Source organism: Paraburkholderia rhynchosiae (assembly GCF_002879865.1).
Classification (GTDB): Bacteria; Pseudomonadota; Gammaproteobacteria; order Burkholderiales; family Burkholderiaceae; genus Paraburkholderia; species Paraburkholderia rhynchosiae.
Genome location: NZ_PNXY01000032.1, coordinates 26,653 through 48,419, shown reverse-complemented (window position 1 = coordinate 48,419; position 21,767 = coordinate 26,653). Strand labels below are relative to the sequence as shown.

The 21,767-nt window shown below is 64.1% G+C and carries 21 protein-coding genes; 8 read left to right on the top strand and 13 right to left on the bottom strand.

All coding sequences use genetic code 11. The features are described 5' to 3' along the window. Positions 1-84 precede the first annotated feature (84 nt). Positions 85-1,482, top strand: a complete 1,398-nt coding sequence (locus tag C0Z16_RS30320; RefSeq protein ID WP_102635737.1) for an MFS transporter — start codon at positions 85-87, stop codon at positions 1,480-1,482. A gap of 9 nt (positions 1,483-1,491) precedes the next feature. Here C0Z16_RS30320 and C0Z16_RS30315 read toward each other — a convergent pair whose 3' ends face one another. Continuing rightward, the gene (locus C0Z16_RS30315) at positions 1,492-3,720 is read right to left on the bottom strand and encodes a hypothetical protein (RefSeq protein ID WP_102635736.1); all 2,229 of its coding nucleotides are present in this window, start codon (positions 3,718-3,720) and stop codon (positions 1,492-1,494) included. 467 nt (positions 3,721-4,187) lie between these two features. Here C0Z16_RS30315 and C0Z16_RS30310 point away from each other — a divergent pair, with 467 nt between their 5' ends. Then, positions 4,188-6,125, top strand: a complete 1,938-nt coding sequence (locus C0Z16_RS30310; RefSeq protein ID WP_102635735.1) for an NEL-type E3 ubiquitin ligase domain-containing protein — start codon at positions 4,188-4,190, stop codon at positions 6,123-6,125. A gap of 90 nt (positions 6,126-6,215) precedes the next feature. On the opposite strand, the gene C0Z16_RS37895 is transcribed toward C0Z16_RS30310, so the two are convergent. Next, the gene (locus tag C0Z16_RS37895) at positions 6,216-6,389 is read right to left on the bottom strand and encodes a hypothetical protein (RefSeq protein WP_158244539.1); all 174 of its coding nucleotides are present in this window, start codon (positions 6,387-6,389) and stop codon (positions 6,216-6,218) included. 934 nt (positions 6,390-7,323) lie between these two features. Here C0Z16_RS37895 and C0Z16_RS30295 point away from each other — a divergent pair. From C0Z16_RS30295 to C0Z16_RS30275, 5 genes are all read left to right on the top strand, one after another. Further along, complete coding sequence (locus tag C0Z16_RS30295) at positions 7,324-7,917, top strand: RNA polymerase sigma factor (protein ID WP_102635732.1); 594 nt, start codon at positions 7,324-7,326, stop codon at positions 7,915-7,917. Further along, complete coding sequence (locus tag C0Z16_RS30290) at positions 7,914-8,585, top strand: zf-HC2 domain-containing protein (RefSeq protein WP_102635731.1); 672 nt, start codon at positions 7,914-7,916, stop codon at positions 8,583-8,585. Before C0Z16_RS30295 ends, C0Z16_RS30290 begins: the two co-directional genes overlap by 4 nt. Before the next feature lie 185 nt (positions 8,586-8,770). Then, positions 8,771-9,535 carry a TorF family putative porin gene (locus tag C0Z16_RS30285; protein ID WP_158244538.1) on the top strand — a complete coding sequence of 255 codons (765 nt, stop codon included), beginning with the start codon at positions 8,771-8,773 and terminating at the stop codon, positions 9,533-9,535. A 66-nt stretch (positions 9,536-9,601) separates the two neighbouring features. Continuing rightward, the gene (locus tag C0Z16_RS30280) at positions 9,602-11,035 is read left to right on the top strand and encodes a S8 family peptidase (protein WP_102635729.1); all 1,434 of its coding nucleotides are present in this window, start codon (positions 9,602-9,604) and stop codon (positions 11,033-11,035) included. 209 nt (positions 11,036-11,244) lie between these two features. Then, complete coding sequence (locus C0Z16_RS30275; RefSeq protein WP_102635728.1) at positions 11,245-12,345, top strand: hypothetical protein; 1,101 nt, start codon at positions 11,245-11,247, stop codon at positions 12,343-12,345. 123 nt (positions 12,346-12,468) lie between these two features. Here the strand turns inward: C0Z16_RS30275 and C0Z16_RS30270 are convergent, their stop codons facing one another. Beyond that, entirely contained in the window at positions 12,469-13,827 is a 1,359-nt protein-coding gene (locus C0Z16_RS30270) for an RNA polymerase sigma factor (RefSeq protein ID WP_102635727.1), read from the bottom strand. 333 nt (positions 13,828-14,160) lie between these two features. Next, positions 14,161-14,586 (bottom strand): lytic transglycosylase domain-containing protein, encoded by a 426-nt coding sequence (locus tag C0Z16_RS30265; RefSeq protein ID WP_407070710.1) that lies wholly within the window; start codon positions 14,584-14,586, stop codon positions 14,161-14,163. Between the two features lie 681 nt (positions 14,587-15,267). Between C0Z16_RS30265 and C0Z16_RS30260 the strand changes: the two genes are divergently transcribed. Continuing rightward, positions 15,268-16,137 carry a response regulator transcription factor gene (locus tag C0Z16_RS30260; protein WP_158244537.1) on the top strand — a complete coding sequence of 290 codons (870 nt, stop codon included), beginning with the start codon at positions 15,268-15,270 and terminating at the stop codon, positions 16,135-16,137. 169 nt (positions 16,138-16,306) lie between these two features. On the opposite strand, the gene C0Z16_RS30255 is transcribed toward C0Z16_RS30260, so the two are convergent. The 9 genes from C0Z16_RS30255 to sctQ all read right to left on the bottom strand — a co-directional run bounded on the left by C0Z16_RS30255 (position 16,307) and on the right by sctQ (position 21,767). Next, entirely contained in the window at positions 16,307-16,543 is a 237-nt protein-coding gene (locus C0Z16_RS30255) for a hypothetical protein (protein WP_102635724.1), read from the bottom strand. Between the two features lie 20 nt (positions 16,544-16,563). Further along, positions 16,564-17,019 carry a CesT family type III secretion system chaperone gene (locus C0Z16_RS30250; RefSeq protein WP_102635723.1) on the bottom strand — a complete coding sequence of 152 codons (456 nt, stop codon included), beginning with the start codon at positions 17,017-17,019 and terminating at the stop codon, positions 16,564-16,566. A gap of 138 nt (positions 17,020-17,157) precedes the next feature. After that, entirely contained in the window at positions 17,158-17,316 is a 159-nt protein-coding gene (locus C0Z16_RS38280; protein ID WP_167403573.1) for a hypothetical protein, read from the bottom strand. 149 nt (positions 17,317-17,465) lie between these two features. Further along, positions 17,466-17,699: a hypothetical protein gene (locus C0Z16_RS30245; protein ID WP_102635722.1), complete on the bottom strand. Its 234-nt coding sequence runs from the start codon at positions 17,697-17,699 to the stop codon at positions 17,466-17,468. An 11-nt stretch (positions 17,700-17,710) separates the two neighbouring features. Further along, positions 17,711-18,724, bottom strand: coding sequence for an HrpD5 family protein (hrpD5, locus tag C0Z16_RS30240; RefSeq protein ID WP_146014375.1), 1,014 nt, complete (start codon positions 18,722-18,724; stop codon positions 17,711-17,713). A 45-nt stretch (positions 18,725-18,769) separates the two neighbouring features. Next, positions 18,770-19,768: a hypothetical protein gene (locus C0Z16_RS30235; RefSeq protein ID WP_102635720.1), complete on the bottom strand. Its 999-nt coding sequence runs from the start codon at positions 19,766-19,768 to the stop codon at positions 18,770-18,772. Further along, positions 19,765-20,025: a type III secretion system export apparatus subunit SctS gene (gene sctS, locus C0Z16_RS30230; protein ID WP_102635719.1), complete on the bottom strand. Its 261-nt coding sequence runs from the start codon at positions 20,023-20,025 to the stop codon at positions 19,765-19,767. Before sctS ends, C0Z16_RS30235 begins: the two co-directional genes overlap by 4 nt. Positions 20,026-20,029: 4 nt before the next feature. Then, positions 20,030-20,677, bottom strand: a complete 648-nt coding sequence (sctR, locus tag C0Z16_RS30225) for a type III secretion system export apparatus subunit SctR (protein ID WP_102635718.1) — start codon at positions 20,675-20,677, stop codon at positions 20,030-20,032. After that, complete coding sequence (sctQ, locus tag C0Z16_RS30220; RefSeq protein ID WP_102635717.1) at positions 20,661-21,767, bottom strand: type III secretion system cytoplasmic ring protein SctQ; 1,107 nt, start codon at positions 21,765-21,767, stop codon at positions 20,661-20,663. Before sctQ ends, sctR begins: the two co-directional genes overlap by 17 nt.

Genomic DNA, 21,767 nt, shown 5'->3' with positions numbered 1-21,767 from the left:
TAAGATTCAACTACATCGGAGACAGAACGTGAGAACGTGCCGCGTGACACCTATATCCGTTCGGAACGTCCGGAGGGATTCACTATGAACAATGCTGAAGGTGTTGTCGCGGCGGCGAAAGCGGAGCCGATTGCAGAGAAGCGCACAGGCCACCGTTGGATCGTCATGGGGCTGATATTCTGCGTCTGGGCGATTGCCTGCGCGGACCGGGCCAATTTCGGCATTGCATTGCCATACCTGAAGAAGGAATACGGCATTACGAACACGCAGGCCGGACTGATCGTGAGCCTGTTCTCGTTCGCGTACGGCTTTGTGCAGATACCCGTCGGCCTGCTCTACAAGCGGCTCAGCGAAAAGACCACGGGCTTTCTCTTTTCGATCTTCATGATTCTCACGTCGATCTTCACGGGCCTGATGGGAACGACATCTTCCGTGTTTCTGTTGCAGGCCTATCGTGTCGGTCTCGGCTTATCAGAAGGACCGTTGGGGATCGGCTGCACGAACGTGATCAATCGCTGGTTTCCCGCGAAAGAGAAGGGCACTGCGACAGGATTGTGGATCGCCGCGTCGAAGCTTGGCCCCTTGATTGTGCCGTCGGTGTGTATCGTCGTGATCCAGTTGTGGGGATGGCGCGAGATCTTTTATGTGTTCGCGGTCCCCGGCATTCTGTTCGCGATCGTATGGATGTTTCTGGTGACTAACTCGCCGGGCGAGAACCGCTTCTGTTCCGCCGCTGAACAGCGCTATATCGCCGACGATACACCGGAGCAGGGCCACAGAGCGCAAACGTCGCGCCGCAACGAAGTGGCCCACATTCCGTATCTGGATGCGATCAATCGCACCAGACGTGTTCCGCAACTCGAGACAATTCGCCAGGTGTTCGGTTCGTGGAATATTCTGGGCATCGCGATCGGCTATGGCTGCATGATCGGTATCAGCAATATCTTCATGTCGTGGATGCCGACCTATCTGGTCACGGTGAAGGGTTTTGCGTCGGTAAAAATGGGCTTTCTCGCGTCGGCGCCATTCATCGGCGCGGTGGCGGGCAACATGCTCGGCGGCGTCATTTCGGATCGCCTGCTGGGCGGCCGCCGCAAGCCGATGATGATGCTGGGTGCGCTCGGCACCATGCTGATGATGCTGCTGCTCGTCGATGCGCCGGATAGCGTCGCGTATCTCGGCGTCGCGCTGATGCTCGCGGGCCTCATGCTCGGTATCGGCTTCGCGGGATATTCCGCGTACCCAATGGGCCTCGCGACGAAGTCGACCTATCCGACGGCGTTTGGCATCGTGAATTGCGTCGGGCAGATCGGCGGCGCATGCGCGCCGCTCGTCGTCGGTATTCTGCTCGATAAATACAGCTGGACCAGCGTGTTTCTCTATATGGTCGGCACCGCGCTGCTGTGTTTGCTACTGCTATTCAGCGTGGTCGAGCCGATTGCCGTGCGGCAGGGCGGCGAACCCGAAGCGAAGGCGAAATAGGCGCGCGCTTCAATACGGCGATATCCACGGATGCAAGTGGCTGATACGCGCACCCTGGCCATGTGTCCATTCGAGCGCGTACTGGCTCGTGCCCGTGCGCGAGTCCTCGACGCCGCGTGCACTGTTGCGCACGCCGTGGCCGATGGTGCGTCCATGATGGCAGAGTGCGTCGATGCGCCCGCCCGGATAGCCTTGCGCAACGCGCTCGAACGCGTCGCGATCTTGCGCCAGCAGCGCCGATCGAGGTTGCTCCACCTCATGACGCGCCACTTCGGCAATCACGCGCAACACAGCGGCACGCGAAACGAAGGTGCCTGTGCGCATCACCTTGCTCATCCGCGCTTGCATCTGCTCGGATGTCTGCCCGACATGCACCTTGACTACGCGGTCAAGCGCGGCAGGCGAGATCACTTGCAGGAGCGCCGGATCGCGCATGACTTTCTCCCATAGTTGACCGAGACGGTTTTCGAGCTGTTCACTCTGGTTGCCGCGCGCCGCACGCTCCCGCATCTGGGCTTTGCTGCCTTCGCGCAGATGCTTGAGCGTCTCGCGATGCGCCGACAGTTGTTGCCCGATGTCCTCGACTTCATCGGATACCGTCATATGACGCGCGCCGAGCTTCGCGTAGTGCTCGAACTCTTTCTTGTGCTCGTTCGCGTATTGAAGTATTTCTCCTTGCAGACGTCCAATTCGGATTTCCAGCTGGTCAATGTCGACACCGCTTTGACCGGGTCCGGCCGTCTCTGGCTCGCCGGTCTTCGCACCCGGCACGCCTTCGCGCGTGAGCCGGTTGCGCTCGGCGCTCAGTTCGGCGATCTTGCCCTTGTAATAAGCATCGAGTTTCGGCGCCACGCGCTGGCCCATCGCTTCGACATCGTCGATGTCCATGATCGTGGTGAACTGTTTTTCCATCGCCTCGAGCATGGCCTGAAACGCAGCGCGATGCTCGGTGAGCTGCGCGATCACCGTGTCGAGCTGAGCGACGGCGCGCGCGATTTCCGGACCCATGATCCGCACGTCGCCGAACATCACGCCGCGCGACTGCCGCTGCACGGCCGCTTGCAGATTCGCTCGCGCGTTCGTGAACACCTTGAGCACCGAACGTGTCGTGATTTGCGCAGGCGTCACGTTGAGCCAACGGCGCACCGAATTCATCTGGTCCATTGTTCGGCCCACGCGTCTGCCAACCGTCGACACGCGCAGGCTGCGGCCGAAATCCTCCACCAGCAAGCGCTCGACGACCGGGTACAGCGGTTTCAGCCGAGGATGCAGGACTAGCGCCATGAACGCTTGCAGTGCCTGCTGCGGATCGGCTTGCGGTTGCGTGCCGATTTGCGCGATGCGATCGAAGGCGGTGGTTATGGCCTCCTGCAGGTGGCGCTCGGTGTCCGCCGGGCGGCGTGAACTCCGACCCTGCGGTGGCTGCAGGCTCTGCAGCCACTCGGTGATCTTCACGATGAACTCTGGACTCACGTAGTCGATCGATTCGAAAGTGCCGACCGTTGCCGATGCGCGCAGCGTATCGCGGCTCGCGACGGCTTGCGCTTCGCGCGCCGCCTTGTTGCGGCTGCTCTTCAACATATCGACCTGGTGTCCCAATGCGGCGATACGTCGCGAGTGCGCGGCGCGCAATTCGGCGCGGCTCGTGCTGACCGGCGACGGACGAGACGTGGCGGGGGTGTCGGCGGTACGGGCTTCATGCAATTGTTCGAGGCGGTTCGACTTTTCTTCGAGCGACGCATTCAGTTTTTCGACGACCGCACGCGCCTGTTCGCACTGCTTGCCGAGCGTGGCGACGGCGCGCTGTGCGATATCGTTGCGTGCTTCGAGCCGCGCAATGGCCTGTTGGACTTCGGCTTGCGACATTGCCGGAGCATCGGGTGCATCGGGCTGGGCGGGCGTCTTTAGCGCGAGCAACTGAGTCTCGATCTCGCGGATTTCATCGGCGGATGCGAGTATTGCATCGATATCGCGTTGCCTCGCAGCGAGTACGGTGGCACGGGTCGCGGGCTCCGCGCGTTGTTGCGCGACCGGTGTCGCTTCGACCAATGACGATGACGACGCGCCTTCAGTCGCTGAAGGCCGCGTCGGCAATTGGCTGATTAGCGGATTCACGCCGGCGCGCAACCGGCGTCTGTGTTGCGCGGGCTGCTGAGCGCGGGTTTGTGCTCCCGTCTGTGCGGCATCCTGCTCGGGAACGTCGTGAGGCCGTTGTGTGGGCCGAATCGGCTGAAACATGAGCGTCCTTTGGTCGGGCGACGGCTCACCGAATGCGGGTAACACGCGACCCATGAGCCTGTGACGAGCCCATTGTGTTCACCGGCGATCCGCGAGCAAGGAGATGCGCCGAATAGATAGCGACGATGGCGAAACAGCATCGCTGTGCAGCCTCACGCTCACACTCGCTGCAAGAAGGGCTGCAAGAAGGGCTGCAAGGAGGGCTGCAAGGAGGGCTGCAAGAAGGGCCAGCCCTTCGAACGTCGCTGAACCGGTTCGCTGACGGAGCACGGATTTCGTTGGCTTTCGATTACGTGTCGTGCAGACATCGCGATACTTGACGCGTATTCAGAGGGGAATCTCCCAGGTGATCCGCCTGGGAGTCCAGGCCGTGTGCAGCATGGACTCGCGTTGTGCCTTTGTGCCTCGCTGCGTTGGTCACCCGATTGCATCGCTGACCGGCACGCCAAACCGATCTCAGGACAGCCATGAAACGTGTCGATAGCCCATCCGCGCCACTCACGCACGCCGCAGCCGACGCTGCGGAGCACAGCCAATCGGGATCGACGTCGTCCGGTACGCCGCTACGCAGGCGCTCACCGCTGCGCAGTCGGGCTGGGGCGCTGTTTGCGGCGCTGAGACCGCCGTCCACGCGTGCGCAGCAACAACCGCAGCAACAACCGCAGCCGCGCGGCACCTTGCCACCTTCGCCGCATCGAACGACTGGCGTAAGCACCGATGCCCGCATAGCCGCCGCGCAAACGACCGCACCACGGCTGCCGGCCGCAGCGAGTAGTTCGACGGCTCCCACGTTGCCGGCACCTGTCGACCTCGCTGCCGAGTACGGCTTATCGCGCCCGCCAATACCCGAGATCATATTCACGGCGAGTGGCGGTGGCCGCCCGGACTATCCCGCGCCGGTTCCAGGGCGCCCATTGACGACCGATGAACGGGATGTAATGTCGAGGTGGGCGAGCCGGATCGACAGGACCTTGCCGCGCAGCGCGAAAGCCGCATTTCACCGCGACGTGGCGGCGCTCGGCCACGAAATGTCCACCGATGGCTCGCTGCGTAAGACCTGCATCGATCACATGCGCGAGGGTCTGTCCGAATGCTCGGACCGCGCGCTCCTGATGTGGCAGCAGGTGCAGACGGCTCGCCAGGCGCACCATGCGAGCCGGGGCGCATACGATGCCAGCCAATTGTTCGCGCTCGGCCGCGGCATGTACCGGCTCGGCGAGGTGGACAAGTACGCGCTAAAGGCCGCTAGCGGTCGAGGCTATGGGCATGACGAAGGCGTCGAGGTCGTGTTGCGCGCCCGTGAGGCGTTACGCGAAGCGCTCCAATTGCCGATCCCGCACACGGACGGCGCATCGACGCACGATGCCGGCGAAGTCATCGAAGGGCTGTCGGACTACAAGTTGGAAGAGACGCGTGTGCGAATTGTCAGTGGCGAGCTACACGAAGGCGGCAAGGCGCTAGCCGGGTTCCTCGCCAGTTGGACTCCGCTCGTCACGCATCTCACTGCGACCACACCCGAACTGGCCGACCTGCATCAGTCGATCAATCTCTATCGCGATGGATTGATCGATAACATCGACGCACACGCTCAGGACCCGGCGTCGCCGGCGGCCGCCGGCAAGGCACCGCTCACGAGCGCGCAATACGAGGCGAGGCTTACGCGGGGTGGGGCGGAAGTCGTCGCGTTACGCGATGCCGCGAACCTGTCCGCTGTGCGTGGCGCGTATCTCCCGGTCGCGCCGGGACCGGTCGAGACGCAATGGTTGAAGGTCACCGCGATTCGCTCGCAGAAAGCGGCGTTGCCTTTTGTTGAAGGATTGCGCGACGCGATCACGCGAGGCACCTTGAAAGCCGGCTGGGTGCACCCGACCGGTCGCTGGAATCATCTGCATGTCGCGGCCGTTGCGGGCAACGCTGATTTGACTCGCGCACTGATCGAGTACGGTGTGCCGCCGGCTCAGCCGGATACCTCCGGGCTTTCACCGTTGCATCTGGCGGCCGCGAGTGCGAGCGCCGGTTCGGTTGCCGCCTTGATCGCCGCGCAAGCCGATGCGAATACCGCTGACAACACAGGCTATCGTCCGTTGCATTGGGCCGCGCGCTCGGGCGACCGGCGCACGCTGGAAGCATTGCTGCCTTCGGTGACTGAAATCGACGCCGTGCACCCGGACACCGGCACGACCGCGCTGCATCTTGCCGCGACGCTCGGTAAGCTCGACGCGGTTCGCGCGCTGCTCGCGCGCGGCGCGAATCCGTTGCTGAAAACAGCCGACGGATCGACCGTGCGCGATACGCTAAAGGAATCGCGAGCCGCGCGTCGCACGCCGGAATACAAGCTCACGTACGAAGCTCTGAAGGCCGCTGAACGTGTGGCGCTCGCCGTTGGGTCGAGCCGCGCGCAGTAGCTGTCGACAGGCGGCTCGCCGCGCATAACTGCCGCGCGTCGCGCGCCGCCATCACGTCACGCACGGCCCGTCACAGCGGCTTGCGTGCAATCACAGTCGGGACATACGCGCACGGTCGTCGAAGAATTCGATGTCCACGAAACCGGCGTCGCGCAGTCGGCTATCGGTTTGCGCATGAGTGCGGAACGCGCTCCATTGCGCCTCGACGATGCGCACGAACAGCAGATGCTGAAACGCAAGCAGTTCACGCTCGGTCTGCGCCATGTCCCATGGCGATTGCGGCGACAGCGTGGGCGGCGGCGTCAGAAAACTCGTGACCAGTTTTCCGCCCGGCTTCTTTATCGCAGTTCTCCTTGTCTCGCCTCGCTCTGCAACGCTCGCGCACGACCGACGCCGGCGCTTCGGCAACGGACACATAGCTTCGCTGGCGTGGGCCGCGCGTCTCGCATTTTCGGGTACGGTATGCGCCCACCGATCGAAGCTGAACAGGTCACCATGTCGAAAGTATTGGCGGGGAGCGGTGTTCAGGCGCTTACCGACCTCGCATTGTCAGGCACCGGCGATGCCAACATCACCCGAATGCCGGCGCAGTCCAGAGCGAAGTCGGGCCTCGGCTTCGCGGCATTGAAGTCGGCGGCCGCGCACAGCAGACAACTCCCGATGGATCGCCCGAAGCTGATGCGCACGCTGCAAACGCGCGAGCGGCTGCATCGGCTGCGTCACGAACTCGGCAGGATCAGTCCGCCGCCGTCGACTATCGAAGAAGCGCGCGCTGAAATCATCAACGCGATGGCGCGAGCGAATCTCAGCGCGTGGCGCGTGCCGGAACTCACCGACGACTCGGCGCTTCACCATGCGGGCGGCTCGGTGCAAGTCGGTCTCATCGCGCATGTGATCGTGTTCAATGTCAGCGGCGCCTTTCAGATTGTCGACATGCATTCGCCCAGTGCGCCGTACTTCGAAACTGGCGGGCGCGACGGTGCGGTTTCGTGCCGCCATGCGGCACGCCTGCGCAAGCTGACAGCAAGGCAGAGTCGTCACGCGAACAAACGAGCGGGCGCGCGAACCCTCGGCATCCGCGAAGCGGCTAACCGGTTACGATCTCTGTGTAATTATTTTCGCTTCGCTCGCAACTTTTCGCGCCGGCGACGACACTCACGGTCATCTACACAATCTGGCGGATGGCGAGCCCAGCGACATGTCACCGGAACCGATCGTTTCAAGCAACGTCTGTCTTGCCGCGCGCAGCGTCGACGCGGAAGATGCCGCGCTGCTGCAGCGCATCTCGGCGCCAGACAAGTCCGCGCTGGCCGCGCTCTATCGCGAGTATCACCGGCGGCTGGTCCGCTTTCTCGGCCGCTTTACGCGGCGCGACGATGTGATCGAAGAGGTCATCAACGACACCTTCATGATCGTCTGGCAGAAGGCCGGCGAATTTCGCGGCCAGTCGCGCGTGTCGACGTGGCTCATGGGCATTGCATACCGCGTCACGTTGAAAGCGCTGCGTCAGGGCGGCTTGCCTGCGGAACCGCAGCACGACTATGACGGGCTATCCACCGAGCCGTTCGCCGAACACGAAACGACCGACTGGGTGACGAAGGGGCTGACGAGACTCGCCCCGGAGCAGCGCATCGTGATGGAGCTGGCCTACGTAATGGGTCATTCGCTCGAAGAGATTGCGGAGATAACAGAAAGCCCTGTCAGTACTGTGAAGGCCAGGATGTTTCATGCGCGGGTCAAGCTGCGCAATCTGCTGCCGGCGCTTGCCGGCGTCGATGGGAGCGCTCGATGAGCAATCCAGCCGAGAGTGAACTCGCTCATCTGCACGTATGGGAACTGTTGCCGTGGATCGTCAACGGCCGGGCGTCGGACGCCGAACGCAAGCTCGTCGACGCCCACGTGCGCGATTGCGAACGATGCCGGGCGGAACTCGCGTCGCAGCGCAAGCTGTGCGCGGCGATGGGCTCGCGCGAGCAGGCGGGCCCCGATGTGGAGCGCGGTCTCGATCATCTGTGGGAGCGTTTCGACGAAGACGCGCAGCCGGTCCTTCACACGGGCACGTCGTCTTCGGCGGGGGCGCCGATGCGCAGCCGCATGACGGCGATCGCATGCGGTCTCGCGGCCATCGTGCTGCTGGAAACAGGCGCGCTCGCGACGCTCGGCTTCACTCGCGGCGCCGATAGCGCGCCGGCCAGCTATCGCACGCTGTCCCAGGCCGATGCGGGCACCACGCGCGCAACGATCCGGCTCGTCGCCGATCCCGCGATGCCGGTCGGACGGCTGCAGGCGCTGCTCGTGCCGCTGCGTCTGCAGATCGTCGGCGGGCCGAGCGAAAACGGCGTCTATTCGCTCGCGCCGGTCGCAACTCCCGGCGATGTCGCAAAGCAGCTCGCTGTGTTGCGCGCCGCCCCCGGCGTGCGCTTCGCGGAGCCGGTCGGCGAGGGCGCCGGCGGCCCCTGACGGCGGTTCCTGACCATTCCTTTCCGCTGTTTCTTGCGTTCGGTTTTATCGGGTAAGATCGGCCCAGCCTTGCTGTGCGGAGTCCGCCCAGGGCTTGCCGGATGGCTTGTATAACGCCATTGCTTTTCCATCCCACCCGGATTTCTGAACGACAAGATGGCGTCGAGGTTCCGTTCGATCGCGCTTTGCGCCGGCGTGACACGCCCGCCAGCCCGTCCAGTTCGAACGCATGCATCGTTCGGGCTGCTTGGCGCGTTGGTTGGCGCGTTGCTTCCCGCGCTGCTTCTGTCGGCGCCGCAACTCGCGCTGCGGCGAGCGAAGACTGGCAGTTCGAGGCCGGCATCGCCACCGACAAGGTCACGCGCGGCATGGACATCAGCTACCGTCAGCCGTCGGTCAACGTTGCGGCGAACTGGTATCCCGGCAATGGCTTCTTTGCAGGCGCGTCCGCGGCCTCCATCCGGTTCGACCAAACGCGGACCACGGGCGCGGAGTTCGTGGCCAACGTGGGCTACGGCTGGCGCCTTGCCAACGACTGGAGCGCGCAGGCCATGCTCGCGCACTACCAGTTCACGCGCGTGCCGTCCGCGGCGCGCTTCAATTACGACGAACTCGTGTTGACGGCCGGCTGGCGCGACTCGGTGTTCGCATCGATCGCGCTGTCGCCGAATACGGGCTTTGGCCCGTCGCCGAGCTCGCGCGCCGTCTCCTACGATCTGGTCGGCCGCCTGCCGCTCGTCCACGGCTGGACGGCCACGGCGGGCATCGGCTATTACGATCTGCATTCGGTGATCGGCATCGGCTATGTGTACGGCAATGTCGGGCTGACCTGGCAGTTCCGTTCGTGGCAATTCGATGTCGCCTACATCGCGACGAACAGCGAGGCGAAGACGACCCTGGGTCCAGGCGCATCTAACCGGTGGATTGCCGATGCGATCTGGCATTTCTGAGTCGCACGGCAACTTTTCGGGCACTGACACGCACCTACGGCTGTCCACATTTTGAGTCAGATCGCCATGAAGCCCACGCAGCGCCGCCATTTCAACGAGTTCGCCAGTGCCGCCTGGCGGGCGCATCGTGACGATCGCGGCAATCCGCGTGCGGCGGGCACTGGTCGGCTTGTGTGTGGGATGGTGCGCGAGATGGCGCGTTGGATAGGGCACGGGCTCTTCATAGGCGCGGCGCTGGCGATGGCCGGCTGCGCGCTCGTTCCCGCGACGCCCGATCCCGTTGTCGCCACCCAGCAGATGAAAGCGCGCCCCGAGCGCATGATCGTGCTGGCGGTCAGGAATCCGCCGGAAACGCTGATGTTGCGCGCCGGCACGACGGCGGGCGGCTACGGCGCGGCCGGCGGCTATTCGCCGGGCGGCAGCGCCCGCGCGCAGGTCGCCGCGCTTGCCGCGCAATATGGCCTGCGAGAGGTGTCGGCGTGGCCGATCCCGTCGCTGCAAGTGCATTGCGCGATGCTCGAAATCGCCGACGGCGCGCAGCGCGACGAGGTGCTTGCGCGGCTCGTCGCCGATCCGCGCGTGCGCCTCGTACAGCCGCTGCAAACTTTCGATCTGCTCGCGGACGCGCCGCATAGCAGCGGCTACGCCGACCTGCAGCAAGGCTTTCGCGAGATCGGCGCGGACGCCGCGCAAAAGGTCGGGCGAGGCGATTCGGTACGCGTCGCGGTGATCGATACGGGCGTCGATACGACCCATCCGGATCTGCACGGCCGGGTCGTCGCGACCCGCAATTTCGTCGATGAAGACTGGAAGCAGTTCAATCGCGATCTGCACGGCACGGCGGTCGCGGGCGTGATCGCGGCGGACCGCGCGGGTCCGGCTGACGGCAAGCAGGGCGGCATCGAAGGCGTCGCGCCCCATGCGAAGCTGATTGCGGTCAAGGCTTGCTGGCAGCGTGACAATCACAGCGGACCTTCGGTCTGCAATTCATTCACGCTGGCTGAGGCGATCCAGGCGGCGCTCGAAGCGCATGCGCAGATCATCAACCTGAGCCTTGGCGGGCCCGCCGATCCGTTGTTGAAGGAACTGATCGAGCTGTCGGTGAGAAAAGGCGTGATCGTGGTCGGGGCGGTCTTGCCGGACGGCGACCTGAAGGCGTTTCCGGTCGGCGTGCCGGGCGTGATCGCGGTCGATTCGGCTCGCGCGGCGGGCAGCGCGCCAGCCGATGCCGGCTCGAACGTGCTGTATGCGCCAGGCCACGACATTCTCACGCTGACACCGGGTGGGCACTACGACTTCGTCTCGGGTTCATCGTTCGCCGCCGCGAATGTGACCGGCACCATCGCCTTGCTGCTCGGATTGCAGCCGGGGCTCGACGCGCATTCGATCGAGGCGCTGCTCGACCAGACCAGCGGTCCGAGCCGGCAGCACGGACGCGTGATCAATGCTTGCCGCGCGATGACCGCGCTTCACCGCCCGTGCGTTGACGCGGCGTTCTGACCGGCGATGCTGCCGCATGGTTTTTCGTTGTGAGACCAGGCGGTTCGGCGGGGCGGCCCGCCTGAGCGTCAGTCCGCACGCATACTGTGGACAGTCAAGCCAGTGGCCTTCTGTCAAATTCCGTTCGTTCCGATCCGTTCCGATCCGTTTGACGGCGGCGACAGGCGACGGCTCATCTTGCTCGCCGAACGTTCCAGTGGAGCCACTTCATGCGTACACAGCGCACAGCCAGCACTTTCGCCACCGATCATGCCGATCCTCACGCGCCTCGACAGGCCGGCGGCAACGCGAGCCGGTCACGGGCGAAGTCGCGCTTCTCCGGGGCGGCCAACGCTGTCCTGTCGCAGTTGAGGTCGATCGGCGGCGGCTCGCGTCCGGGGACGGGTTCGAAAGTGCGGCCGCCGGTCGCGAATGGCGCGCCTGCGCCAGCGACGCTCATCGCGAAGGAAGATCCTGTCAGCGACCTCGTCAAGTGGATCAATCATCAGCGCCGAGCAGTCGATGCGCCGCCCGCGGTCGCGAATGGCGGCGTGGCGAAGCTGACTCGCGAGCAGGCCCTCGCGATGAATAAGGCCGTGCCGAAACGCGCCCCGCCTGCGCCGCCAGGCGCAAACAGCGCCGCTGCAACCACGCGGAGCAGCACGACCGAACCCGCTGCGGCTGCGGACGACCCGGCAATCGAATCCGACGACGATCTGTTCGAACTGCCTCTGCCGGCCGCACCGCGCGCACCGCATAAGAGCTTGCAGCAGTTGCTCGACGAAACGCGCGACTTTCACAGCGCCCCTGAATGGCCCATTCAAACGCGGCCTCACAGCACCGCGGCCACTCCCGCGCATGACGACGATCTGATCGAAGTGGATCCGCACAGCGGCCGCGTCAATGCCGGCGCCAACGCAGCGGCGCCATCTGTCACAGCGGCGACAGGGAGGCTGAAGAGCGCATTGCGCAAACCCGACGCGGCCCGTGGGGAGATCAGGCGGCATGTGAGTTGGCATCCGGATGTCCGCGACACGAAGTTGGCATCGGCCGAGGCAACGGGAGGCTCACCGCAACGCACGACGACTGAGCCGAAGGCGCCTGAAAAAGCCAAACACATTCACGCTAATCCAGGCAGTGGACGCATGAGCGGCGCGCCGACGCTCGCACGGTCGCCGGCACGCCGTGAGCAGCCGGGCGACGGCGCACCGTCCGCGTCTTCCGTCACCGCCCCGCCAACGGCGACGCCGCCAGCTGCCCGCGCGCGTCGCAGCGGTATCACGGGTATGCTCGGCCGTATGGTCAGGTTGCCCCAAAAATTGTGGCGATGAGCGACGAGGGCGCGCGGCAACATGGCGGACAAGGGCGACGTTGACGCGCTCCAGCCCATGCCCGCGAGCAACCGCCAACACACGTCATACGTCGATGCATGCCTGCATACGTCACGCGCAGCTTTACACGCACTTAACCTGTCCGAGCATGTCGAGCGTCTCGCGCAGTTTGCAGCGCGCCCGATGCATCCGCGCCTTGACTGTCGTCACCGGGCAGCCGGTAATGTCCGCGATCTCTCCGACCGAATGTCCTAGCACATACGCGAGCGCCATCACGAGACGCTGTTCGACGGGCAACAGATCGAGCGCCTTCGCCAGCAGGTCGGATAGTTCATGGTCATGCCAGTACTCAGCCCTTGTATCGGCGTGGTCGACGTCGAGCGGCTCGAATTCCGAACGGCGCTGGTCGCGCAACGCGCGCAGCGCCGAACGATACGCAATGCCGATGATCCACGTCGAGACGCTGGCCTCGCCCCGGAAGTCGCCGGCCCGTTTCCAGACGACCAGAAAAGTGTCGTTGATGATTTCGTCGATCACCTCGCTCTTCCACGTGAGCCGGGTCAGGAAGCGTGCGAGGCGCCGATGATAAACGCGGTACAGGTGGGCGAGGGCGGAGGCGTCGCCAGCCGCCACGCGTTCGAGGAATGGCCGGTCGTGATCGACGCCGGCGAAGCCCTCGCGCGCGACGACATTGGCGGACACGTGCGACGTCACTGCGTCGATTTCCTGACGTGCAGTCTCGTGGCCACGCAGGTCGTCGATGTCGTGCATCGCGCCGACAATGCCGGTAATGCGTCCGTCCTCGCCATAAACGACGCCCTTATAGAAGCGAACCATGCGTACGATGCCCGCTCCGTTGCGCACGCCGGCCACATAAGTTTGCACTCCGCCGTGGGCCGCGAGGCCGAGGTCGGCCTTGTGATAGGTGAGCGCGAGGTCCGAGGGCGCCACATCGTAGACCGACTTGCCGAGAATGCCGGCCCGCTCGATGCCGAGAAAACGTTCGAAGACCTGGTTGCAGCCGGTGTACAGGCCATTCGTGTCCTTGAAGAACACCGGCGACACCATGCCGTCCGTGTGATTCTGCAGCAGCGAGAAATCGGCGACGCCGTCGCGCGCGAACGAAAGCAGCTTCGTGTGGTCGCGCGCGCGCCCGATGATGGCTTCGGGGTTCTCCAGATGTTCGTCGTTGATCGCGTCGTTCGCGCCGCGCGCGATCAGCGAGACGACACGTTCGGGCGACAACTCGCGCAGCACCGGGATCAGATAGTGTTCGTCGCCGTTCTCTATCCGCAGTTTTTCTATTTCAGCGCTCGCGTCGGTATCCGCGCAGTCGATGAATACGACCGCCGGCGACGGGTCTTCGATCAGATGCGGCAGCCGTAGCGCTTGCGCGCCGTGGCGCCTGATCGCCGCGGGCGTCGGACGCTCCGCTGAACTCGACCAGAAAATGCGCGTCTCGTCGACAAGATTTGCCACCATTCGCTTTCCTCACTGTCTTCCTCAATGACGGGCACACCGAACCAAAAGAACGGTGGCACGTCAAGGCCATGCGGGCAAGCGAGGCACGAAACAGATTGCCATGCGGCTGAAGAAAGCTGCGTGGCCCGTGCCTCAAAACGGGTTTGCCCGGCTATGAGCATACCTGCTTGGAGACACGAAAATTATTGAATCGCGTGGACGAGACAACCGTGGGCCGCATCTTGCCCCATGTATCGGGAGCGATGTGACTCAGCGATGAATGATTCGCTTAACTGACGGCTCAACCGCTGATAATCGAGGCTTCGTCGCGTAAATCGAGGATTCATCCGGGATTCATTTTTTTGCCATGCGGGCGGGATCCGGCGAAGGCTGCGGCAGGTCGCGCCATTGCCTGACAATGGCCGCGATATGCCGCGAGTAAAGATCGCGTTCAGCCGGCGTCTCCGAATGATAGGCGCCCACCGCGGCCCATGTATTGCCGTACTTCTCCATCTTTCCCCGCAGATGCCATGCGGCGATGTACACGTTCTTGCACGGCTCCATCAGCGCATCGCGATCGATGTGATAGCGCGCCAGTTCGCGCAGATGAATCGAGTTGATCTGCATGACGCCATAGTCGAGAGAGCCGTTTGCATTGAGGTGCGTCGCATTCGGCCGGTTGTGCGATTCCTGCCACGCGATGGCCCGCAGCACCATGGGATTGACGTGCTGATACGCGGCGGCATCGTCGAAGCAATCGCCCCGCGCGGATTGCGCCATCAGCGCGACGGCCACGCCGACGGCAATGGCGAGCGGCGAACAATGAATGACATGATGCATGAAGACTCCTTCCGAGTGCTGCTTGACGGCGCGATTGTGAGCGCTGCACGGAGGGACAACGGCGTGAGGCCCCGAAAGAATGAAGGCGCGAACGAAGCCTTTCGCGCGACAACATCTGGCTTAGCGGATGGACTCGTGCACGCGCTCAATTTTTATCTGCGCTTTACCGGGCATTGGTCCGATATCCGTAAGCCGATAGTTAGAAAGCCCACACGAATCTTTCATATACGCGCGCCTCGCGATGTATCGTAAGCACGGTGCGACATCGCATCGTTCATTGCTGTTCGCCAGGCGATGGAGCGCAATAGACAAAAATTGAAAGAAGATGCGGTGCCTCGCGCAAGCGCGTTTGGGCGCCGCACAACAAAATAAATACGCTTCACGCATCCGTCGCGTCCTCCCGATGCACTAACGGACAGAGAGATCTCACTCGATAACGTCAACGACGATCGCGCAACGAAGCGGGCCTTTCAGTGCAACGTTGACGCGCTCACGAGAACACGACGAACAACAAAACGCGAGTGAGAGAACAACAAGCTGTCTCGGGGATAGCCGCCGGCATCGCAGGAGGGGTGCCGGCTAGTAACTAGAAGAAGTGTCACTTACTGGATGCGAACCGCCGTGGATAATGACCTGCTCTTTGCCATCGCCACTGACGACCGGATGCTTCGACGCAATCTTGCTGAGTCCCTTGCCGGAGACGGCATCGTTGTCGAGTCGTTCTCGTGTGAACTCGACTTGTTGCGCGCGATGCGTGTTAACCGTTATGACCTGGTGCTGATCGACTCAAAGACGGAGCCGACAGCGACAAGCGCATTGCTGTCATGGCGCAGTTGCAATGCCGACGTCTGCACGCCGCTGATCGTGCTGACGAACCAGTCCAGCTGGACGAGCCTGTTACGCTGGATCGACACGGGCGCAACCGATGTCGTCAATCGCTACGACATGGAGCAGATCCGCTTCCGGGCGCATCTTGCGTTGCAACGAAGGGTCTGCAACACGATGACCCACGAGATCCAGATCGGCCGTTATCGGCTGCAAAAGGACACGAGCCGCGCGACGATCGATGGTGTCGACATTCCGTTGACGGCGCGTGAGTTCGCGATCGCGTGGTTGTTCTTCTCGAACCCGGGGAAGTTCTTCAGCCGCGCACAGATTGCGGCGAGCATCTGGGGCGCCACCGAGCAGATTGCCGCGCGCACGCTCGAGCAGCACATCTACAAGCTGCGCAAGAAGCTTGACCTGTCGCGTACCGCGGAACTGAGTCTGAAGACCGTGTATGCGCTCGGCTACAAGCTCCATGTCGCTCAGGCGGCGCAATCGGAGCTCGACGCGAGCGTCGAGCCGGGCTTCGCCGCGCTGGAAGGTTGTCTCGACAGGCGCGGTGTACGGGAAGCGGATTATCTGCGTGGCGCCGAGCGGATGCTGCTTGCTCCGGCGCTCTCGCGCGGGCGGCTGCGCGGGGACGAACTCGTGGCCGACGGTGTGTAGCAAAACGTGCAAGGAAGCATGCGAGCCCGGGCATAGTCACGCACATAAGCTCGCAAATAGCGCACCCAATTCGTGCTGCGGCGCCTGTCCGGACCCTAGTTGCCCGGTGGGCCGCATGTGTCGCCAACCTGTCGGACACATGCGGCCCTGGGGACGCTTTTCGCGGCGCTCAAGCGCTGTCCGGATCTTCCTCCCGTTCTTCCGCACGGCGTTCCTGCTGATCCTGGAAGATCTGCATCATGACCTGCGTACTGAACGCCTGGACGGCCGCATCCAGATCCGCTGAGCTGCCTCCCTGGCCGTCGTTCTTGTCTTTATCCTTGCTCTTGTCCTTGCTCTTCGTGTCGGTCTTGTGAGTGGACGGATGGTTCGTCGTGCTGCCGTGATTGCTGACGGATGATGTCATCTGATTCTCCAAATAAGGGTTCAGGCGCGAATCCACACATAGTCGCCGCGCGCGAGGTTCTCGAACAGATCGTCGCGTGCAACGAAGATGTTGTCGCGCCAGTAGCGGCCGTGCTCGACATAGTGCTCGATCAACTCCAGCATCCATTGGCCCGTGATCTCGTCGCTCAGTGCCACGCGCGCGATCAGCACGATGCCTCCGGTGTCCGTCTCGAGGCCGAGTTGCGCCTGGTCCTGCGCGTAGACGGCGAGGTTCGCTTCCAGCAGGAGCCGGAACACGCGCAACGTGCGCCCCGCGGTGACGATGCCGAACTGGAACGTGACATACAGCGCATCGTGGTCTTCCTCGAAGTGATCGATCGCCGCGTCGAAGCCGTCGATCTCCAGCACGCCGCGTTCGAGTACGGCGTCCGGTGCGGGCATGTCGCGCAGCTCGCAGATTTCACGGATCAGTTCATCACGTCGTTCGATACTCATTGTTATGGCCGGATCGTTTCACGAGCGCCTGTCCGCCACACGGTGGTCCACGCAGGCTTAAAAAAAAGAAACCGGTTGGAAACCGCGAAGGGCTTCCAACCGGCGCACCATGCGCGGCCGGATGGCGCGCCGGAGCGCTTAGCCGACGATGTCCTTCGCGGCCTTCATGCCCATCGTCGCAATCTTCGCGAGCGTGTTGGCCTTGTTGATTTCGTTTTCTTCAGCCATTGCCTGATAGATATCGGCAACCGAGCTGGTGGTTGCTGCTGCGCCAGAGACGGGAGCGGTGACTGCCATTTTGAATCTCCTCAAGAAGTAGAACAATGGAACTGCGTTGAAGTGTTCCGCATCATGCGGAACGCTGGAAAATGTGCGGCCCTTGCGGGTTGCGCACGGTTCGCCTGCATCGCCGTGCACCTGCTGCGTGCGCCGCGATGCAGGCGCTACTACACCATTGCGCTGCGACACAACTGGGCCGCGGCGCGAAATCCGTCGACAACGACACGTCCTGCCTGAGCTTGCGTGCTTGCCGTATCCATGGAGTGCGACGCCACGGTGTTGGCCACCGTGTCGAGCGCATCCGCCAGTTCGCGCACTTCGCCCTGACGATGGCGCTGCGTCACCGCTTGCGGCAGATCGGCAAGTACGTCGATCAGGTTGTCGGTCATCGCTTCGTACATGTTCGCTCTCCTTAATGAAGGGTGGTGTTGCCGGGCATTTCAGCGACGAAGTTCTTGGTGCCGTCGCTCGATTCCACGTATTTCACGCCGTCGGTCGACAACGCCGAGTCCACGTCGCCTGCCACGCCGAGATCGTCGGTGCGGGCCACGTCGACGTCGATGCCCGCGATGAGCGGTCCGATGTCGCCGCGAAAACGTTCGACCACTTCGTGCACCGTGCCGGGCCGGCGCGCGGAGCCGCTGACTTCCAGGCGCCGCGCGCCGACGTAACGCACGTGCACGTTCGGCTCGTGCAGCGATTCCGCGAGTGCACCCGCAATCTCGTCGCCGGGCTTCACGTTCCAGTTCAGGCGCTTGCCGGCGAGCGCCTGAAGCGCTGCTCGAGCGGCGCGCGCGTCCGCCGTATTCGATGCGATGCCCGTCACGACGAAGCCGTCAGCCAGCTGCGCCACCGCGAGATCCGGCTGGTGCAATTGCGCGAGCGCCTGCTGCACATCGGCGAGCGTGGCCAGGGCAGGTGGCCGGTCTGCCGCCTGCGAAGTCTTGCCGGCGGGCAGCACCACCGCCGCCGCACCCATCGAGCCGACCAGCAGCGCCGCGAGACCCGCGTGGACCCACGGCGCACGACGGCGGCGCATCATCGTGACAGGCGAGGGCGCATTGGCGGGCGAAACGCCGTCGCTCTCTTCGCCGTCGTACTTACGGCCTTCGTGATGCGGCGCCAGCATCCGCTCCATCAGCTGCAGGTCGGACGGCCAGGGCGTGTCGAGCGGACCGGCGCACAGCACCACGTCGCCGAAACGTTGTGGCACGAAGTCTTCCATGACGATGGCGGCGGACAGATCGCCGGGCATGCCGATCATCAAGTTATCCTCAGCATCGATTGCTATCTGCATGGTGCCTTCGCTCCAGTCGTTGATCAGGATGTCCGCATCGGCTTGTGCTCCGATCGACATCTTTGTTGTACTCAACTCTATCTGAGCGCCGGCATGGAAACCGGTGAGTACGCGAATTTCTTTGGACATGAACGAAACCTCTTATCTGTGAGATTGACGGGATGGCGCCCGCCGTCACCATCCGCGTCCGCGGCGGATCAGCGCAGCAAGCGCGGACACGCCCATCGCGCGGCCGGCGCGCGTGCGGCCTCGTCCGAGGTTGAGCAGCGCGAGGGGCAACAGCAGATTCATCGATTCCTCCGCGGGCGACAGCGGGCGCCGCGACACGCCGCGCGCATCGCCCGCCTGGGTGTCGTGTGGGTTTCGCGTGGCCGCCGCCACGAGGCGCTCGCGCACCTGGGCGAGCGTCGCGCGCGACGTGCGCGAGTCGTCCGGCATCCGCAGAAACTCGCGGATGATCGCGAGCACCTGATAGGTCGGGCTGCCCTGCATGGCTTCGTCGATCGCACGGTCCGGCGAGTTCGGAAGCGCTGCGCTCCTGCGCGTCGACACGACTCTCAGAATCGGCGTGGTCGCGCTCGTTGCGGCGTTTTCCGTCGGTCCAGCCGTTCGCCGCGCTCGCGCCGCATGCATGCCGACAAGCGCCGCTTCGGCGCGCGCGCCCGGCGCAAGCGTTGCATCGTCGCCGCCGTCGTTGCCGCCGCCGTCGCCGTTGCCGTTCGTTGCTGCGCGCCAGTACCTGGACAGTGCGGATTCATCGCGTGGGTCGCGCGTCGCGAGCCGCATTGGCAGCTCGCGCACGGGCAGGTTCCGCTGATCGTCGCGCGCCGCATGTTTGCCGTTCGTTTGGGCGCCGGCGGAATGATCGTCCTGCCCGAAACCCTGCTGGCCGCCGCGCGAATCGCGCGCATCGACCTTGAACACGCCCGTCTGATCGCGCCGCAGATGCTGGTCGAGCATCATCAGCAATTCTTCGCTCTCGGCGGCCGGGTCGTTCGCATCCGGACTCTCGGCGCTGCGGCGTTTTCTGAGCGACGACCGCTTCTGACGCGTGAGCGCATGGTGGCGATGATGCTGCGGCGCCGCCTGTGCAGTCTGTTGCTGCTGCGCGGCGTCGGCCTCGGACGTGAGATCGGGCGGCGTATAGCCGCTGCCAATGCGTTGAATGCTCATGGGAACATCACCTGCATGAGCGTGCGCGCGAAGTTCTGGATCGCGGCTGCGCCCCAGGGCGCCGCGATCACGATGACGATCGTCACGACGACGAGCTTCACGCTCTGCGAGATGCTGGAGTCCTGCAGCGACGTCACCGCCTGCACGAACGCAATCAGCAGACCGGTCACCGCGGCCACCGCCACTGGCGGCAACGACACCATCAGACACAGCGTGAGCGCCTGCGTGGTGAGATGGGTTATCGCGTCGTATTCCATGGCGTCACCGGTAAGTGGAGATGAGTCCGTGGATGAGCGTCGACCATCCGTCCATTGAAACGAACAGCAGCAGCTTGAACGGAATCGCGACGTTGGTCGGATTGACCTGCGATAGCCCGAGCGCCATCAGCACGTTGGCAATCACGAGATCGATCACGATGAAGGCGAGGTACAGCAGGAAGCCCATCTTGAACGCGGCAGTCAGCTCGCTCAGCGTGAAGGCGGGCGCGAGCACGATGAGGTCGTCGGGCTTGAGTTCGGCGGCACGCTCCGGCGGCCAGATTTCGCGCGCCGAGCGCAGGAAAAAGGCCTTTTCGCGCTCCGACGCATGGCGTTTCAGGAACACGCGAAACGGCTCGCGTGCGGCGTCGAGAAGCGGCATCACCTGCATGCCGGAGCCCGCTTCGCTGGATAGCTGCGCGCGGTGCATCGACTCCATGCCGACGGGCGCCATGATGAAGCACGACACCATGATCGCCACGCCGTTGAGCACGGAGGTGGGTGGCACCTGTTGCAGGCCGAGTGCGTTGCGCAACAGCCCGAGCACCACCACGATCTTCGTATAGGACGTGACGACCATCGCGGCGAACGGCAGGACGGCGAGCGCGAGCGCGGCGACGAGCAGGGACGCGATTTCAGGTGTGCCGTTCATCGGAGTTCGCAATGTGCTGGATCTGCAAGCCGAGGTTGTCCCCGACCGCGACGAGTTCGCCGAGCGCGAGCGTCTGGCCATGTGCGACGAGGCGAATCTCGGCATCGGCAAGCGCGAGCGGCAAGGTCAGGATGTAACCCGGCTGCAACGCGGCGATTTGCGCGAGCGTGAGATTGACGCTCACCACTTCGATATGAACCGGCAATTCGACGTCGCTCAGATCGACGGGGCGGCCGGAGGCGTTGGCGTCGGCGGAAAGCTCGGAAGGGCTCGCGAGGGAAAGGTCGGGGTCGTGGCTCATCGTCTCTGGAATCGTTTCAAGAATGATGTTGCGTCCGTCGATGCGCGCCTGCGCGTACGCGGCGCGGCCAGCCGCCGCGCCCCATAGCAGGCTCGCGTGATCGAGCGGTGCGCCATGCGCATAGCCGCTTGCGCGCGGCCAGCCGAGCAGCACGTCGCCCACGCGCAGCGAAGCCAGCAGCGCGGCGCTGCAACGGCGGCTGCGCAGCCGGATGCGGGTGGGCAGGGCGAGGTCGGCAAGCGCGTCTGGCAGGGCGGCGCCGCGCGTGTGTCCGGAGGCGGGCGTCAGTCGGCGCTCGAGTGCGACAGCGAGCGCGTCGGACGCTTCGAGCAACGTGGCCACGTGAGCGAAACCCGCATGCTCGTATTCGACCTGCAGTGCGCCGACGTTGCGCGCGTTGCCGTGGAGTTTTGCGTCGAACGAAATGTCGTGCACGGAGGGCTGCGCGACACCGTGCGCGGACAGCATGCCGAGCGGACCGGCGAGCCACAGGTTGGCTAGCGCGACGCGGCGCTGTGCATCCGGTTCCACAGCAATTGCTTGCAGCGCGGCGTAACGGCTCACGTCGACGTTCACGCAGAACTCGCCCTGTGCGCTGCCAATGCGCAGATGCGCGGCATGAGCGGCACCGGCCGCGCCGCGCGTCTGCACGCCTAGGGCAGGCGCCGCCGTGAAGCGGACGGCAGTCCGGCTGCGCGCATCGAACAGCGCGCGCGACACGCCGGCGAGCGCCGGCGTATAGTGGCGCAGCCGGTCTGCGATGCGATTGCAGCCTTGGGGCAATGACAT

Bases quoted from the DNA above. Each gene is read 5' to 3' on its own strand.
- C0Z16_RS30295 (WP_102635732.1), top strand. From the start codon at position 7,324: ATGTCACCGGAACCGATCGTTTCAAGCAACGTCTGTCTTGCCGCGCGC.
- C0Z16_RS30290 (WP_102635731.1), top strand. From the start codon at position 7,914: ATGAGCAATCCAGCCGAGAGTGAACTCGCTCATCTGCACGTATGGGAA.
- C0Z16_RS30310 (WP_102635735.1), top strand. From the start codon at position 4,188: ATGAAACGTGTCGATAGCCCATCCGCGCCACTCACGCACGCCGCAGCC.
- C0Z16_RS30255 (WP_102635724.1), bottom strand. From the start codon at position 16,543: ATGACATCATCCGTCAGCAATCACGGCAGCACGACGAACCATCCGTCC.
- sctQ (WP_102635717.1), bottom strand. From the start codon at position 21,767: ATGTCATTGCCCCAAGGCTGCAATCGCATCGCAGACCGGCTGCGCCAC.
- sctS (WP_102635719.1), bottom strand. From the start codon at position 20,025: ATGGAATACGACGCGATAACCCATCTCACCACGCAGGCGCTCACGCTG.
- C0Z16_RS30280 (WP_102635729.1), top strand. From the start codon at position 9,602: ATGAAGCCCACGCAGCGCCGCCATTTCAACGAGTTCGCCAGTGCCGCC.
- C0Z16_RS30235 (WP_102635720.1), bottom strand. From the start codon at position 19,768: ATGAGCATTCAACGCATTGGCAGCGGCTATACGCCGCCCGATCTCACG.
- C0Z16_RS37895 (WP_158244539.1), bottom strand. From the start codon at position 6,389: ATGGCGCAGACCGAGCGTGAACTGCTTGCGTTTCAGCATCTGCTGTTC.
- C0Z16_RS30250 (WP_102635723.1), bottom strand. From the start codon at position 17,019: ATGAGTATCGAACGACGTGATGAACTGATCCGTGAAATCTGCGAGCTG.
- C0Z16_RS30320 (WP_102635737.1), top strand. From the start codon at position 85: ATGAACAATGCTGAAGGTGTTGTCGCGGCGGCGAAAGCGGAGCCGATT.
- sctR (WP_102635718.1), bottom strand. From the start codon at position 20,677: ATGAACGGCACACCTGAAATCGCGTCCCTGCTCGTCGCCGCGCTCGCG.
- C0Z16_RS30270 (WP_102635727.1), bottom strand. From the start codon at position 13,827: ATGGTGGCAAATCTTGTCGACGAGACGCGCATTTTCTGGTCGAGTTCA.
- C0Z16_RS30265 (WP_407070710.1), bottom strand. From the start codon at position 14,586: ATGGCGCAATCCGCGCGGGGCGATTGCTTCGACGATGCCGCCGCGTAT.
- hrpD5 (WP_146014375.1), bottom strand. From the start codon at position 18,724: ATGTCCAAAGAAATTCGCGTACTCACCGGTTTCCATGCCGGCGCTCAG.
- C0Z16_RS30245 (WP_102635722.1), bottom strand. From the start codon at position 17,699: ATGTACGAAGCGATGACCGACAACCTGATCGACGTACTTGCCGATCTG.
- C0Z16_RS30315 (WP_102635736.1), bottom strand. From the start codon at position 3,720: ATGTTTCAGCCGATTCGGCCCACACAACGGCCTCACGACGTTCCCGAG.
- C0Z16_RS38280 (WP_167403573.1), bottom strand. From the start codon at position 17,316: ATGGCAGTCACCGCTCCCGTCTCTGGCGCAGCAGCAACCACCAGCTCG.
- C0Z16_RS30275 (WP_102635728.1), top strand. From the start codon at position 11,245: ATGCGTACACAGCGCACAGCCAGCACTTTCGCCACCGATCATGCCGAT.